This window comes from Zhouia spongiae (assembly GCF_022760175.1).
Classification (GTDB): domain Bacteria; phylum Bacteroidota; class Bacteroidia; order Flavobacteriales; family Flavobacteriaceae; genus Zhouia; species Zhouia spongiae.
The window spans coordinates 3110667-3127002 of sequence record NZ_CP094326.1 but is presented as its reverse complement, the minus strand read 5'-3'; the positions used below and the strand labels follow the sequence as shown (position 1 = coordinate 3127002).

The 16336-nt window shown below is 39.9% G+C and carries 12 protein-coding genes; 6 read left to right on the top strand and 6 right to left on the bottom strand.

The annotated features are described in order from the left end of the window. Positions 1-40 precede the first annotated feature (40 nt). Both MQE36_RS13480 and MQE36_RS13475 read left to right on the top strand, forming a co-directional pair. Positions 41-2938 (top strand): FAD-binding and (Fe-S)-binding domain-containing protein, encoded by a 2898-nt coding sequence (locus MQE36_RS13480; RefSeq protein WP_242936502.1) that lies wholly within the window; start codon positions 41-43, stop codon positions 2936-2938. A gap of 2 nt (positions 2939-2940) precedes the next feature. Further along, a complete protein-coding gene (locus MQE36_RS13475; protein ID WP_242936501.1) occupies positions 2941-3732 on the top strand; it encodes a glycoside hydrolase family 16 protein in 792 nt (263 codons plus the stop codon). An 8-nt stretch (positions 3733-3740) separates the two neighbouring features. Here the strand turns inward: MQE36_RS13475 and MQE36_RS13470 are convergent, their stop codons facing one another. Then, complete coding sequence (locus MQE36_RS13470; RefSeq protein ID WP_242936500.1) at positions 3741-4571, bottom strand: UDP-2,3-diacylglucosamine diphosphatase; 831 nt, start codon at positions 4569-4571, stop codon at positions 3741-3743. A gap of 185 nt (positions 4572-4756) precedes the next feature. Between MQE36_RS13470 and aroC the strand changes: the two genes are divergently transcribed. Further along, positions 4757-5821: a chorismate synthase gene (gene aroC / locus MQE36_RS13465; RefSeq protein ID WP_242936499.1), complete on the top strand. Its 1065-nt coding sequence runs from the start codon at positions 4757-4759 to the stop codon at positions 5819-5821. A gap of 29 nt (positions 5822-5850) precedes the next feature. Next, positions 5851-7155, top strand: a complete 1305-nt coding sequence (locus MQE36_RS13460; protein ID WP_242936498.1) for a dicarboxylate/amino acid:cation symporter — start codon at positions 5851-5853, stop codon at positions 7153-7155. A gap of 279 nt (positions 7156-7434) precedes the next feature. On the opposite strand, the gene MQE36_RS13455 is transcribed toward MQE36_RS13460, so the two are convergent. From MQE36_RS13455 to MQE36_RS13445, 3 genes are all read right to left on the bottom strand, one after another. Next, positions 7435-7851, bottom strand: coding sequence for a thiol-disulfide oxidoreductase DCC family protein (locus MQE36_RS13455; RefSeq protein WP_242936497.1), 417 nt, complete (start codon positions 7849-7851; stop codon positions 7435-7437). A 1-nt stretch (position 7852) separates the two neighbouring features. Then, a complete protein-coding gene (locus tag MQE36_RS13450; protein WP_242938853.1) occupies positions 7853-10024 on the bottom strand; it encodes an endonuclease MutS2 in 2172 nt (723 codons plus the stop codon). A 68-nt stretch (positions 10025-10092) separates the two neighbouring features. Next, the gene (locus MQE36_RS13445; protein ID WP_242936496.1) at positions 10093-11589 is read right to left on the bottom strand and encodes a YfcC family protein; all 1497 of its coding nucleotides are present in this window, start codon (positions 11587-11589) and stop codon (positions 10093-10095) included. Between the two features lie 68 nt (positions 11590-11657). Between MQE36_RS13445 and MQE36_RS13440 the strand changes: the two genes are divergently transcribed. Together MQE36_RS13440 and MQE36_RS13435 are read left to right on the top strand one after the other, a co-directional pair. Continuing rightward, positions 11658-12323, top strand: a complete 666-nt coding sequence (locus MQE36_RS13440) for a uracil-DNA glycosylase (RefSeq protein ID WP_242936495.1) — start codon at positions 11658-11660, stop codon at positions 12321-12323. 69 nt (positions 12324-12392) lie between these two features. Next, positions 12393-14498 carry a polysaccharide lyase 8 family protein gene (locus MQE36_RS13435; RefSeq protein WP_242936494.1) on the top strand — a complete coding sequence of 702 codons (2106 nt, stop codon included), beginning with the start codon at positions 12393-12395 and terminating at the stop codon, positions 14496-14498. A gap of 112 nt (positions 14499-14610) precedes the next feature. Here MQE36_RS13435 and MQE36_RS13430 read toward each other — a convergent pair whose 3' ends face one another. Both MQE36_RS13430 and MQE36_RS13425 read right to left on the bottom strand, forming a co-directional pair. Continuing rightward, positions 14611-15462, bottom strand: coding sequence for a substrate-binding domain-containing protein (locus MQE36_RS13430; protein ID WP_242936493.1), 852 nt, complete (start codon positions 15460-15462; stop codon positions 14611-14613). Then, positions 15462-16331 (bottom strand): nucleoside phosphorylase, encoded by an 870-nt coding sequence (locus MQE36_RS13425; RefSeq protein ID WP_242936492.1) that lies wholly within the window; start codon positions 16329-16331, stop codon positions 15462-15464. The genes MQE36_RS13430 and MQE36_RS13425 overlap by 1 nt, the downstream gene beginning before the upstream one ends. Between the last annotated feature and the right edge of the window lie 5 nt (positions 16332-16336).

Below are 16336 nucleotides of genomic sequence, written 5' to 3'. Positions count from 1 at the left end.
CAGCGCTAATTTAGTTCAACATTTTTATTTGTTTTTTAAAATGATCACTAAAATTAAGTTGGATACGCTGGTTAAGAAACTTCATGGAGAATTGCATTTCGATGCACTTCATAAGGCCATATATGCCACTGATGCTTCAGTATACCGCGAATTACCTATTGCTGTTTCCTTTCCTAAGGATATATACGACCTTAAGCTGCTTATAGATTTTTCCGTAACGGAAAACACCTCACTGATCCCCCGTACGGCCGGCACGTCTCTGGCAGGTCAGTGTGTGGGGAGCGGAATCATTGTCGATGTTTCACGCCACTTCACAAAAATTATTTCGTTAGATGAGGCGAATAAAACGGTAACGGTGGAGCCGGGTGTTATCAGGGATGAGTTAAACCAGTATTTAAAATCCTATGGACTTTTCTTCGGTCCTAATACTTCGACAGCTAATCGATGTATGATAGGAGGAATGGTAGGAAATAATTCCAGCGGAACCACTTCTATCAGGTATGGGGTTACCAGAGATAAAGTTCTAGAACTCGAAATATTGCTTTCTGACGGCTCTGAGGTTGTTTTCAGAGCTTTAACAGCAAATGAATTTAAGGAAAAGCTTGAGCTGGAATCACTAGAAGGGGCTATATACAGAAGCGTTTACGAGTTGTTGAAGAACCCTGAAAATCAACAACAAATAAGAGATGAGTTTCCCAAACCCGATATTCACAGGAGAAATACGGGGTATGCTGTTGATGAACTTTTAAAGTTATTGCCATTTAACGAGAACGGAGGTAAATTCAATATGTGTTCTTTGCTTACAGGTAGTGAAGGGACACTGGCAATAACCACTAAGATCAAACTTCAGCTCGATGAACTGCCGCCTAAACATAATGTAATAGTGGCAGCGCACTTTAAGAGTGTAAGTGACGCCTGTAAAGCTGTTGTTCCGGTGATGGAGCATAGGTTGTATACCTGTGAAATGATGGATAAGATCATATTGGATTGTACTAAGAACAACAAGTCACAGGCTCCTAACCGTTTTTTTATTGAAGGTGATCCGCAGGCTGTTTTGATGCTGGAATTGGCTGATAATGACCCTGAATTGCTGGAGAAACAACGATTGTCATTAATTGAAACCCTTGAAAACACAGGTATTTCGTATGCCCATCCTTCGTTGTATAGTGATGGTATAGGAAAAGCTATGGAGCTTAGAAAAGCAGGCTTAGGCCTATTGGGAAACATTGTGGGTGACCAAAAAGCTGTCGCCTGCATAGAAGATACTGCTGTTGCAATCCGCGATTTATCAGACTATATTGATGAATTCGACACCATTATGCAAAAGCACGACCAAAAAGCTGTTTACTATGCTCATGCCGGAGCCGGAGAGCTTCATTTACGTCCGATACTCGATTTAAAAACATCTGAAGGTGTTGCCTTATTCAGGGCTATAACTACAGATGTGGCCCGACTTGTAAAAAAGTATAAGGGCTCTATGAGTGGCGAACATGGAGACGGAAGGGTAAGGTCTGAATTTATAAAACTGATGATAGGTGAAGGGAATTATCTCTTGTTAAAACAAATTAAAGAGGTTTTTGATCCCAATAACATATTTAATCCTGGTAAAATAGTAGACTATGTTGCTATGGATGAGTCTTTGCGTTACACTAAAGACAGAAAAGAACCTGAAATATCCACCTATATGGATTTTTCCGATTCGGAAGGGATTCTAAGAGCTGCGGAAAAATGTAACGGAAGTGGTGATTGCAGGAAAACACATCATTCTAATGGCGCTATGTGTCCGAGTTATCACGCAACAAAAGATGAAAAAGACACTACCAGGGCACGAGCCAATGCATTAAGGGAGTTTTTAACCAATTCTGAAGAGCTGAACAGGTTTAATCATCACGAACTAAAAGAGGTTTTTGATCTGTGCCTGAGCTGTAAGGCCTGTAGTAGTGAGTGCCCGAGCAACGTTGATATAGCTTCTTTAAAGGCTGAGTTTTTGCATCAATACCAGTCTGTAAACGGGACCAGTCTCCGAAATAAGGCCTTTGCTTTTAACACAAGACTGAGTAAGCTGGGCAGTCTATTTCCTTTTATGGTAAACAACCCGGTTTCACAAAAAATATTAAAAAAAATACTAGGTATAGCCCCGGATCGTAGTCTGCCTAAAATTTCAAGTTTTAATTTCAGTAAATACAATAAATCTACTCTAAATCAATATAATGTATATGGAAAAGTGATTTTATATATTGATGAATTCACACAATATTCAGACACTGGTTTAGGGAAGGATGCTATAGATTTATTGACAGCTTTAGGGTATCATGTTGAACTTTTTTACGGTGAAAGCGGCAGAACGTTTATATCGAAAGGATTCTTGTCGCAAGCCAAAAAACTGGCAAAAATTAATGTAGACAGGTTAAAAGACCTTATTAGTGATGATTGCCCTGTTTTGGGACTTGAACCTTCGGCGGTATTATCTTTCAGAGACGAGTATTTAAGATTGTTACCTGGTGATGAAGCAGCCTTGTTTGTTTCCAAAAATGCCTTTTTGATTGAAGAATTTATTTCAAGGGAAATAGAGAACGGGAATATCGACGGCACAAAGTTCACGAAGGAGTATAAGGAAATAAAAATACACGGACATTGCCATCAAAAGGCATTGTCAAATCAAAAAGTCACCTTTGACGCCCTGAACCTTCCTGAAAACTACAATGTCAGCATCATCAATTCAGGATGCTGTGGTATGGCCGGATCGTTCGGTTACGAAAAAGAACACTACGAGGTAAGTATGAAAGTTGGCTCTCAGCGCTTGTTCCCTGCGATTAAAAAATCGTCTTCTGAAACAATTATAGCTGCTAACGGAACCAGCTGCAGGCACCAGATTTACGATGGTACCAAGCGGATCGCGAAGCATCCGGTCAGTATATTAAAAGAAGCATTGGTTTGATTATGAAAAAATATTTATCGGTTTTAAGTATATGCCTGTTGATGGGCTGTAAATCTACTGACACATCCATAGGGAAAAACGGAAAGTGGAAATTAATCTGGCAAGATGATTTTAACGAGGAAGGAGTGCTGGATGACACGAAATGGACCAAAATCAAAAGAGGAAAGGCCGATTGGGCTAACTATATGACCGATTACGATGATTGCTACAAGATTGAAAATGGAAACCTGCACCTGATGGGAATTGTAAAACCGGAATTTAATAAAGATACCGTACCGTATTTAACAGGAGGTGTTGAAACCAAAGCTAAATTTTCTTTTCAGTATGGTAAGATAGAGATCCGGGCTAAGTTAGAGAGTGCTCAGGGAGCCTGGCCGGCCATATGGATGTTGGCAGACAAACCGAAGTATGGTGCCTATCCCAAAAATGGAGAGATCGATATCATGGAACATTTGAATTACGAGGATAAGATTTATCAAACAGTTCATTCGTATTACACCCTGGTACTCAAGGAAAAAGAAAACCCGCCGTATTACGCCACAGCAAAAGCAGATACGGAACAGTTTAATGTATATGGACTGGAATGGTATCCGGACAAACTGGTGTTTACCCTTAATGGTGAACCAACATTTGAATATCCCAAATTAAAAGATGCAGATGCAACACAATGGCCTTTCGACCAGCCATTTTACCTGATGATCGATATGCAACTGGAGGGGAGCTGGGTTGGGAAAGCCAATCCGGAAGATTTACCGGTACAGATGATTGTCGATTGGGTGAAGGTTTATCAATAATCGCAAGGTTATTTTTTACCGGTAATGGTTATTGCCGCCAGCAACTCTTTGTAATTTAAAGATTTAAGGTCTTCGTCAGAATAAAACGGACTGAGTTTATCCTGACTGAAGTGATAGAGTTCCCAACGCTTGTTATGATACTCCAGAGCCGTCAGGTTTTCTATCCAGTCGCCTGAATTAAGATATAAGCACGTTCCGTGTTTATTGGTTTTCCGTATCATTTGGGGTTGATGGATATGTCCGCATATTACATACTTATATCCGTTCTCAATGGCCAGGTCTGCCGCAGCCTTTTCAAAATCCCCTATATACTTAATGGCTTTTTTAACGCTGTTCTTTATTTTTTTGGAAAGCGAATACTTCTCTTTTCCCAGTCCAACCAATATCCGGTTAATGAACCTGTTAAACAAGATCAGGAAATCATATCCCCAGCCTCCCAGCTTGGCAATCCATTTGGTGTGTTGTATCGAGGCATCAAAGATGTCGCCATGAAAGATCCAGGCTTTTTTTCCATCTAAATTCAGGATGAGTTTGTCGAGGATATGTATATTTCCCATAGACACATCGCTGAACTTGCGGAGCATTTCATCGTGATTTCCTGTTATGTAATACACTTCTGTACCCTTAGTGGAAAGATCTATGATTTTTTTGATGACTTGCAGGTGTGTTTTGGGAAAAAAACGTTTTCTAAATTGCCAGATATCTATGATATCTCCGTTTAAGATTAATTTTTTGGGATTGACACTATTCAGATAAGAGAGTAATTCCCCTGCATGACAGCCGTATGTGCCTAAATGTATATCTGATATGACAACTATTTCAACTTTTCTTTTTCTCAATGCTTAATTGTTTATACAAAAAAAGAATTTCAGTTTTAATCAAATATTAAACTGTAATTAATTAAATATGAGTTGATTGTTAAGTTAATGTCAACTCGATCAAAACCATATTAATTTATGATTAGAGGTATTTAATTTTTGTTTATTTGTTTTAAACTTTATTTTTGAACAAAAACCAAAACTATATGGCGGGAAATTCCTTTGGAAACCTGTTTAAGGTAACCACTTTTGGAGAATCACACGGAGAAGCACTGGGCGGGGTAATAGATGGATGTCCTGCGGGTGTCGAAATAGATTTAGAAGCGGTCCAGAGAGATCTGGATCGTAGAAAACCCGGTCAGTCGGCCATTGTGACCCAAAGAAAAGAACCGGACGAAGTACGTTTTTTATCAGGTATTTTTGAAGGAAAGACAACCGGAACCTCTATAGGCTTTATGATCGAAAACACCAATCAGAAGTCTCACGATTATTCACATATAAAAGACAGCTACCGGCCAAGTCATGCCGATTACGTGTACGATCAGAAATATGGTTTTAGGGATTACCGGGGAGGTGGACGTAGTTCTGCCCGTGAGACTGCGTGCAGAGTGGTAGCCGGAGCAATAGCTAAGCAGGTACTTAAAGATATACAATTTCAGGCTTATGTGTCTTCTGTAGGAGCAATTGAGCTGAATAAATCTTATGAAGATCTTCATTTAGAAGTAGCCGAGACCAATATAGTGAGATGTCCGGATGCTCAGAAGGCTTCTGAAATGGAAACATATATCAAGCAGATCCGAAAAGAAGGAGATACTGTAGGAGGCATTGTCAGCTGTGTGATAAAAAATGTTCCTGTAGGCCTCGGAGAACCTGTTTTTGACAGGTTGCATGCCGAACTGGGAAAAGCAATGTTGTCTATTAACGCTGTTAAGGGATTTGAATACGGGAGTGGCTTTAAAGGGTCAAAAATGAAGGGTTCTGACCATAACGATAAGTTTAATACAGACGGAACCACCCAAACCAATTTTAGCGGAGGTATTCAGGGAGGGATCAGTAACGGTATGGATATATACTTTAATGTAGCGTTCAAACCCGTTGCGACCCTAATTCAGGAGTACGAGACCATAGATAAAGAAGGTAATATTGTAAAAATGCAGGGCAAGGGCCGGCACGACCCTTGTGTTGTGCCGAGAGCCGTACCTATAGTAGAGGCTATGGCGGCATTGGTATTGGCAGATTATTACTTACTTAACAGGGCATCTAAACTATAGATGCACACAATTAAACTAAATCAATCTTTATGAAGAAAATAGCTTTACATTGGCAAATACTATTGGGCATGTTGTTCGGAGTGCTCTTTGCGTTGCTTATGATACGTTTCGATTGGGGGCCGGATTTTGTGACAGACTGGGTTAAACCCTTTGGTGATATTTTCATTAATGCTTTAAAATTAATCGCAGTTCCGCTGATCCTGGCATCCCTTATAAAAGGTGTATCTGACCTGAAAGATATTTCCAAGCTTTCAAAAATGGGAGGCAGAACGATCGGAACCTATATCGTTACCACTGTTATTGCCGTTTCTATCGGCCTTACCGTTGTTAATATAATTCAACCGGGGAAGACCATAAAAGAAGAAACCCGGAATGAATTAATGGAAAACTACAGTGGGGATGCCAGCAGTAAGATTGCCGACGCAGAAAAGCAAAAAGATGCAGGTCCCTTACAGGCCCTGGAAGATCTGGTACCGAGCAATATATTTAATGCTGCAAGTGATAACGGCAATATGCTGCAAGTGATTTTCTTTGCCATTTTCTTTGGTATCGGACTGATACTTATTCCGGAAGAAACAGCCAGACCCGTTAAAGCTTTTTTTGACGGATTTAATGAAGTTATTTTAAAACTTATAGACCTGATCATGTTAGCAGCTCCTTATGGCGTTTTTGCCCTTTTAGCAGCTTTGGTAGTCGAGGCACCTAGTGCTGACCTATTTAAGGCGTTGGGAATGTACGGTGTAACCGTATTGTTAGGATTAGTATTAATGATAGGAGTTTATATCTTGATTGTTTGGTTTTTTACCAAGAAGACCCCAAGGTTTTTCATTAATGGAATTTCTCCTGCTCAGCTTTTGGCTTTTTCTACCAGTTCGAGTGCAGCCACCTTACCGGTTACCATGGAAAGGGTAGAGGAGCACCTTGGTGTTGAAGAAGAAGTTACAAGTTTTGTGTTGCCTATTGGAGCTACTATCAATATGGACGGAACGAGTTTATATCAGGCCGTTGCAGCGGTATTTATAGCCCAGGCATTCGGGATGAACCTGGACTTTGCCACTCAAATCGGAATTATAGCCACTGCTACATTAGCATCCATAGGGAGTGCAGCGGTTCCCGGTGCCGGAATGGTAATGCTGGTTATCGTTTTAGCACAAGCGGGCATACCTGAGGCAGGTTTGGCGCTGATTTTTGCTGTAGACAGGCCCCTTGATATGTGTAGAACTACGGTGAATGTTACCGGGGATGCTGCGGTATCGATGATCGTTGCTAAATCTGTTGACAAGCTGGGGGAACCACATGTACGGGAATGGAATGATTCGTATAAAAAAGAATAGTAAACGATCCCGGAACAAGCTCGCGAAATAGAAAAAACATTTTACCGGGACAAGCAGCTGATCTACAAGAGTTTATTCAGGATAAATGCTCCGACGCTTGCCCATGCGGAATGTTCCTAAAGGAATTTCATAGGGCTTGTCCTTATGAAATAGTCTTGACGGAATTTCATAGGACTTGCATTGAAATGTTTTGCCATGCGCCGGCCGGCTCCATCGCAAAAAGGTCTGGTAGACCTTTTCTTTACGCTTGGCCCTCTCGTGGGCATGCCCCGAGGTAGTTTATTCCAAAAATTTTTCTTTCAGTTCCGCAGTCGGGATCATACATTGATCCTTTTTACCATACCATTTGTAACGGTTCCTGGCTATAAAGTCGTAACCTATATCTCTTAATCTGGTTGGAATATATAATAGTACAGGAGCTAAAAAGGCATAAAATCCACCTAAATCCTTTGCTATCTCCAGAGCTGCCGTAGATTTTACATAATAGGCATTTCCGGGATCGATCATCACAATGGAATCTACCTGACCTGTATCAATACCTCTTTCCTTGGCGAGCTGAAGACCGATATCGCTCTGTAGGGAGGCGAATCGAAATACATCTTTTTTATCTTTTTTAATTATGTACTGCACAGCGTTGTTGCACAAATTGCACACGCCGTCGAACAAGATGATCTTTTTGTTTTTGGGGATTTCCATTTTATTTTTTTGCTTCCACTAGTTCCAACTGATCTAAACTGACACTGGTTGTAAACATACCATAATTCACAATAGCTTTGTCTTTCTCTATGGTATCAATACTCCCCACCGCTTTTCCGTCCAACAAACGAACACGGTCGCCAATTCTTAGTACCGGTCGAGGTTTGTTAGCTTCTTTCTGTACTTTCTTCTCTTTTGCTGCTTTTTTCTTCTTGCGGATAACAGCTACCTCTTTTTGTACTTCTTTTTCTGCGATCTCCTTTTTTACTTTAACTTCCTGCTTTTCCTTTTTTGTCTGCCGTTTGCGTTTTGAGTTTTCAGTTTCAACAATCCGGAGGAATTCAGATACCAGCGGACGTTTTTTATTGTTGTAGAAATACTTTTCGGCAATGTCGTTTACTTTATTGCCCAAATAGATCATACGTTGATTATGGTCGTATAATTCCTGATAACTTTCAAGTTTAGTCTTAATTCTGGCATTAAGCTCATCGAGCCTTTTGGCTTCCTCCCGGGCTTTAACTTCTTCTTCTTTTAACTGCGAAGAGGTTTTGGACATTTGACGATGTTCTTTCTGAAGTTTCGCAATGGTTCTGTCGAAGCGTACTTTTCCGCCTTCAATTTTCTTTTTTGCCCTGTTGATAAGGCTATAAGGTATGCCGTTTTTCTGTGCCACTTCAAAAGTAAAGGAACTTCCCGGTTGTCCTACAACCAGTTTAAAAATAGGCTCTAATGTCCTGTTGTCGAACATCATGTTGGCATTCGTTGTATGTGGCAGCTCATCAGCTAGCATTTTAAGGTTGGCATAATGGGTTGTGATAATACCGTAGGCATCACGATTATAGAACTCTTCTAAAAATGTTTCAGCCAAGGCTCCTCCCAGTTCAGGATCACTCCCTGTTCCAAACTCATCTATTAAAAATAAGGTGTTGTCATTGCATTTCTTTAAAAAGTAATTCATATTCTTCAGACGATAACTATAGGTGCTCAGGTGGTTTTCTATAGATTGATTATCGCCTATATCTGTCAGTATCCTTTTAAAGACGCACATTTTACTCCTTGGGTGAACAGAGACCAGCATTCCGCTTTGAAGCATCACCTGAAGCAATCCAACAGTTTTAAGTGTGATACTTTTTCCTCCTGCATTCGGGCCAGAAATGACAATGATCCTGTTTTCCTTATGGAGCGATATGGTTTGCGGATATGTCTTCTCTCCCTTTCTTTTATTTGTTAAAAACAATAACGGGTGAAAAGCATCGATAAGCTCCATTTCCTTATCTGAAGAAATAGCCGGTAAAATACCGTTAATATCGGAGGCATATTTTGCTTTTGCTGCAATAACGTCAATAAGAGTTAAGTAAGTCTGATATTTTTGTAACAGAGAAATAAAAGGACGTAAAAAGGCTGTCAGATTTTTTAAAATCCGGTTAATTTCTTCCTTTTCATCATATTCCAGGTTGTTCAGCTCCCTGTTGTACCTAAAAGTCTCTTCCGGTTCGATGTAAACGATACTGCCTGTTTTACTACTGCCAAGTACACTTCCTTTTACCTTACGGCGATACATGGCTTTGACGGCCAGTACTCTTCTGTTTTCTACAACAGATTCCTTAATATCATCTAAATAACCTGAGGCAATATAGCTACTCAAAGCACGAGTAAAACTCTGGTTTATTTTACCTTTTACCTCATTTAACTGCCTTCTTATATATTGTAAATCGGAAGAAGCTTCATCTTTAATTTCGCCAAAACGATCGATAATTCTTTCTGTTTCCTGTACAATCTCCCTGGTGAATTCAATTTCTTTAGAGGTTTCAAACAGGGTAGGGTAGTAATCATGGAACTTTTTAAAGAAGACGATATGCGTATTAACGGTATTGGAAATAGAAGCGATCTTTCGAAAACCTTTTATTTCCAAAACCGAATTTTCAATATGTAATAGCTTTATTTCAGCTGTTATTTCTTCAAAACCATGATTCGGAACCTGGTTGTTATTGTCAAAAGAAGATAAGTACTCATTAGTATGGTACAGCGCTTCCATCATTTTTTCCTTTTTAGTATAAGGAGAAATCGATAAAGCGGCATCCTTTCCCAAATCAGTAGTACATCTATCCGAAATTTGACTTAAAACAGTTGAAAATTCCAGATCCTGTAATGTCTTATTGTGAATTTTATTCATAGCAAAATGAACCTTCATTTAAGGCTCTGCAAAATTAAGCAATTCTGTATAACAGTAACAAGGCTGTATTATATATATACAGATAGTGTTAAAAACAAAATCGTAGTAATGACCAATATAATAACCAGGGGCATGACAAATTTCAGCCATTTGTCATATCCCACTTTGACAATGGCCAGCGAAGCTAAAATTAAGCCGGTCGGGTTGATAAAAGCAAACAGTCCCATACCGTACTGATATGCATTGACCACTACTTCACGGCCAATACCAACAGTATCGGCCAGTGGCGACATAACCGGCATCGTTAAAACGGCCATTCCGGATGACGAGGGAATAAAAAATGAAAGTCCTCCATATATGAACAACATAATAGAAGAGAAAAACCCCTTGTTCATTCCTTCTGTAACATGGCTGGCATAATAAAGCATCGTATCACTGATCAGGCCATCATTCATCAGCACAGACACACCTCTTGCAATGCCTATTATCAGAGCTACCCCTAAAAGATCGCCGGCACCCTTAACAAAAGTATCAACAAAAGTCACTTCATTTATTCTTGCCAGGAAACCAATAATGACGGCACCTGCCAAAAACACTGCGGTCATTTCTACGAACCACCATTCTAATTGTGATACGCCATAGATCATAATGACAAAACACATTAAAAACACGAATAGGATCAGGCGTAACCGGAGTGTTAAGTTTTTTGTATTGCTCAGGTCGATTGCAGGAAAAAGTTTTTCAATAGTGTCTTTTTCTTCAATTATAATAGATCTGGACGGATCTTTCTTTACCCGTTGTGCATACCTGATGATGTAAATGATACAGATCAGGGTTCCTGCTAAAAGCATTAAAAACCTTCCATTCAACCCGGTGGTCCAGTTAATGCCGGCAGCATCACTTGCTATAATAGTACTGAACGGATTTACGGTCGAGCACATTGTTCCGATTGACGAGCCTATATAAATCGAAGCCAATGCCACCATGGCGTCATACTTAGCGGCTAAAAAAACCGGGATCAAAATAGGGTAGAAGGCGATGGTTTCTTCTGCCAGACCAAAGGTAGTACCTCCCAAAGCAATCAGGCCGGTTATTAAAACGATCAATATATATTCTCTTCCTTTCAGTGCTTTAGCCAGCCATGCGATACCGGCGTCAAATGCACCGCTGGCATTCATAATACCTATCAGGCCACCGATAATCAATACTAAAAAAATGATATCGGCAGATTCTATAATTCCTTTGACAGGAGACTTTACAAAAGCTGCAATACCTTGCGGGTGTGCCTCCAGTTTTTGATAGGTATCAGGAATACTGATTGGTTTCCATATATCGCCATCGATAAACTTTTCCAGCGGGATTTTAATATTCAAATTATCCAGGGTGGCCTGTTCGGCCGCCAGGGTTTCTGTTTTGTCTATGCTTGTTCTGGTAAATGTATTTGTATGCTTGTTAAAAGTAAGTGTATCATATTTTCCGGCAGGAACGATCCATGTTAACATGGCAACCATAGCAGCAATTATCAGTAAAATGGTTTGAGCAGTAGGGAACTTTATTTTTTTCACTCCGTATATGTTTAATAAAATTTAAAGATAGTATTATTTTAGCTCCTGAATAATCCAAAAGAATAAAAATGAACGTCAATATCCACTCAAGCTGGAAGCCTTTTCTGGAAGATGAATTCAATAAACCATACTTCGAAAAACTGGTAGAGTTCGTAAAGTCTGAATACCAGCATCATACCTGTTATCCTCCCGGGAAACAGATCTTTTCTGCCTTCGATCATTGCCGGCCTGAGAATATTAAGGTCGTGATCATCGGACAGGATCCGTATCATGGGGCAGGCCAAGCCAATGGTTTGTGCTTCTCAGTAAATGAAGGGGTACAACATCCGCCTTCATTGATTAATATTTTTAAGGAAGTTGAAAGTGATTTGAACGTTCCTTATCCCGAAAGCGGAAATCTGGAGCGGTGGGCAAGCCAGGGCGTTATGTTGCTTAATGCCACTTTAACGGTAAGGGCACACCAGGCGGGCAGTCATCAAAATAAAGGATGGGAAACCTTTACTGATGCTGTTATACAGCAGATATCCCTGCAAAAGAAGAATGTTGTTTTTATGCTCTGGGGCGGTTATGCCAAGAAGAAGACCAGACTTATAGACAGTTCTAAACATAAGATCTTAACTTCCGGACATCCGTCGCCCCTCAGTGCCAACAGGGGGTATTGGTTCGGGAACAAACACTTTAGTCATTGTAATGATTTTCTAAAAAGTATAGGGAAACTTCCTGTTGAATGGTGATTGGCGCTTGACAGATATCGATTATTGATTATCTTTACAATCGATTGTATTATATTTTATTCGTCAACTATGAAACAATGGTTCTTATTTTTATACGCTATCTGTATGATCCCTGCGTATGGTCAGTCTGATTTTGACAAGATTATTCATAACATTCAACAGGAAGAATTATCGGGTATTGATAATACATCTAAATTAAGCGACAGCGTGGCCATCTTGTTAAAAAAACAAAGAAAAGACGGATCGTGGCAACATATCGATTATACGATTACACACCGTACTCTATGGGACCCTTTAAAGCATTTAAACCATTTAAATCAGTTGGCAAAAGCATATATTTTTCCGGAGAGCTCATTCTATCAGGACCCATCATTACACCATGCCCTGCACATAGGTTTGAAGTATTGGTATGACAGCAATCCTGAAAGTAATAACTGGTGGTTCAATCAGATAGCGGTTCCACAACGGCTGGGAGTCATACTTATATTATTGGAAAAGAGCAATGTACCCTTCGATACGGAATTAAAACACAATCTGATAGATCGTATGCACCGTGGAGATCCTAAAAAGTGGACGGGAGCAAATAAACTGGATATCGCTTTACATTATATTTTCAGAGGTAGCCTGTTAAGGGATAAGAACGTTTTAAAGACCGGTGTTGATGAAAGTTTTTTCCCGATAAGATTTACGATGAAGGAAGGTTTACAGCATGATTATTCATACCATCAGCACGGGCCACAGCTTTATATAGGGGGGTATGGAACCGTTTTCATAGAAAACGAAGTACTTGCCGCAACGTATGTTTCAGGTACATCTTATGCCTTATCGGGTCAGAAGTTAAAATTGTTGTCTGATTTTATATTACATACATACCTTAATACGCTTCAAAACGGATATATGGACTTTAGCGTTAACGGAAGGTCTGTTAGTCGAAAAAACAGGTTGAAGGGAGATGCCGTCATAAATACACTTGGTAAGCTGAAACGAATAGACCCGGATCGGGAACAGGAATATACCAGGGCTGTTTCAGGGCTAAAACATCGTTCAGAAGAAAGCAAGGTCAACAAACATTTTCACTTCTGGAGATCAGACTATACCCTCCATAATAAAAATTACAGCTTTTCTGTCCGCACTTCTTCAAACAGAACCTCAAGGACGGAGAACGGCAATGAAGAGAATTTAAAGGCTTACTTCCTCACGGATGGCGCTACAAATATCAGGGTTCAGGGAGATGAATATTTTAATATCTTTCCGGTTTGGGACTGGAATAAAATACCGGGAGTTACAGCTCCGGTCTTAAAAGAGATTCCACAAAGAAAGGCATGGCAGGTATTGGGTACTTCCCATTTTACCGGGGGAATTTCAAATGGAGCCTATGGTTCTCATACCTACCGGTTAGACGATTACGGAATTCAGGCCAAAAAGAGCTGGTTCTTTTTCGATGATGAGATAGTTTGCCTCGGTACCGATATTCGTTCTGACAGTTTAAAAAACGTTATTACCACCGTAGATCAGGCTTTATCACCTAATAGTGTATCGATTAAGGAACACCGAAAGATTAAACATATTACCGGAGGAACCTTCAAGTTCAATAATGACCTGAATTGGGTTATTAACAATAAAATAGCCTACTTGTTTCCTGAAGGGGGACAGCTGCAATTCACCAAAGGTTTTCAGAAAGGAAACTGGCACGACATCAATAAAACACATCCTGATAAAGAAGTTGAAAAAGAGGTTTTTACACTTTGGTTCGATCATGGACAGCATCCCGATAAAGCCACATATAAGTATATAGTTGTTCCGGGAGTTTCTGACAGAAAAGAATTGAAAAAATACCGCAATAAAGACATAGAGATTCTTAAAAACACTCCGGAGGTACAAGCTGTAAAAAGCAATGACCTGAACCTGTTGCAATTGGTCTTTTTTGAAGCAGCCACTTTTAACCATAAAGACTTTAAGGTTGTTGTTGATAAACCTTGTGCGGTAATGATTGATTATAAGGATTACAGAGCTCCTTTACTCTACATTTCCGATCCTTCACAGAAAAATGAATTCATCCATCTTGGCATTCAGTTTCCAAAAGCTAAAATCAGCGATGAGTTTGAGCTTGAAATGCCAAAAGAGGAGAAGGCAGGTTCAACTTTGCAAATTGAACTGACATCCCTGCCGGAGTAAACTACCTCGGTGCAAGCCCAATGAAATTCCGTCAGGACTATTTCACATGGACAAGCGTCGGAGCTCCGATGGCTATCCGGGATAAAGCTCGATTATCGAATAAAAATGGCTGTTATTGATTAAAAACCAATTCTTTATAAGCTGTTTTTTTATCAAGAATATCTAATGACATCAATTGTTCCTGAACGTTTTTGATAACAGTTTCTGAAATTTGTTGTTGGCTCCACTGTGTAAGGGATAACCATTTCTGAATATCCTCCAGCTTTTGTTTGTAGCGGTTGGCTATAGTTCTGTCGATACTTGGTATCTGCTTAAATTCAACAGTGTATGTGTTAATAACGTCAAGCACATGTGCTATAACAGAAGGTTTTTTTTCCAGGATCTCATTTCTTACAGCGATAACAAAGCAAGGCCAGGGAGTAGGGCAATCTCCGATTCTTTTAAAAATTCCTTTGTCTACAACCGGTTTGGTCGTAAAATGCTCCCACATAAAATAATCGGCAGTACCGTTGGTAAGAGCTTTAATGGCACCGTCGAGGTTGTTTATCACTTCGAATTGAAGTCCGGTTGCATCCCATCCTTGGTTTTTTGCATTTATATAAGCCATCAGATGACTTCCGCTTCCGTATCGGGAAATAGCTATTTTACCATTCTTTATTTCGTCAGGCGACTCTATCGAAGTGTGACCTCCTACATGAATGCCCCATAGCAGCGGACTCTCAACATATGTCTGAACGATTTTTGACGGATTTCCTTCGGTTATATCCTTAACGATTCCTTCGGTTAAAATAATAGCGATATCAGTTTCTCCATCACGCAGCATTTGACACATACGTCCTGTACCCTCAGGTACATCTGTCCATTCAAGTTCAATGCCTCTTTCTTCAAAAGCATTCTCTTCAATGGCTAAATGCCAAGGTAAATTAAAATGTTCAGGGACTCCGGCTATTTTGAGGGATTTCATCAAGATGTCAGTTTTTCAAGTGTATATTTAATTAAACGGTCTACAGCAAGCTTAGGGTTCTCTGAGAAAGTACCATTTGCTCTGTTGGCTATAATGCAATTTAAAGAAACTGCCCGGTGTCCCAGTAGCTTTGACAGGCCGTAAATACCGGCGGTCTCCATTTCCAGGTTTGTTATTTTTAATCCGTTATGGTCAAAAGAGGCCAGTTTATCGTTCAACGATTCATCGGTAATATGAAGACGTAACACACGTCCCTGCGGGCCATAAAAGCCTACATTGGTCCCCGTCATTCCCGAATAAATCATTTCTGAAGACAATTTCAGGCCTAAATCATTATCAAAGGATACAACATAGGGTCTGGACATATCCTGTCTCCATGAAGTATGAAGGATCAAAGCTTCCTGGATGTCTGTATGCTGTATATTTTCACTCCGGTAATAATGTAAAAGGCTGTCGAATCCGATAGCATATTTACTCATCAGGAATGAATCGACCGGAATATGAGCCTGTAAAGACCCGGAAGTGCCGATCCGTACAATATCCAATGGTGTTTTTTGTAGCTTTATTTCTCTTTGTTTCAGGTCTATATTAACCAGGGCATCGAGTTCGTTAAGGACAATATCGATATTATCGGTACCGATTCCTGTCGAGATGACACTGATGCGTTTTCCGTTCAGTAATCCCGTATGGGTTACAAACTCACGTTTCCCTTTTTTTACCTCGATGGTATCGAAATATTTAGAAACACTTTTTACACGATCAGGATCTCCGACCGTAATAATAGTTTCTCCAATATCCTCAGGGAGCAGGTTTAAATGATAGATGCTTCCGTCTGGATTTAAAATTAATTCTGATGATGCTAAACTCACTTACA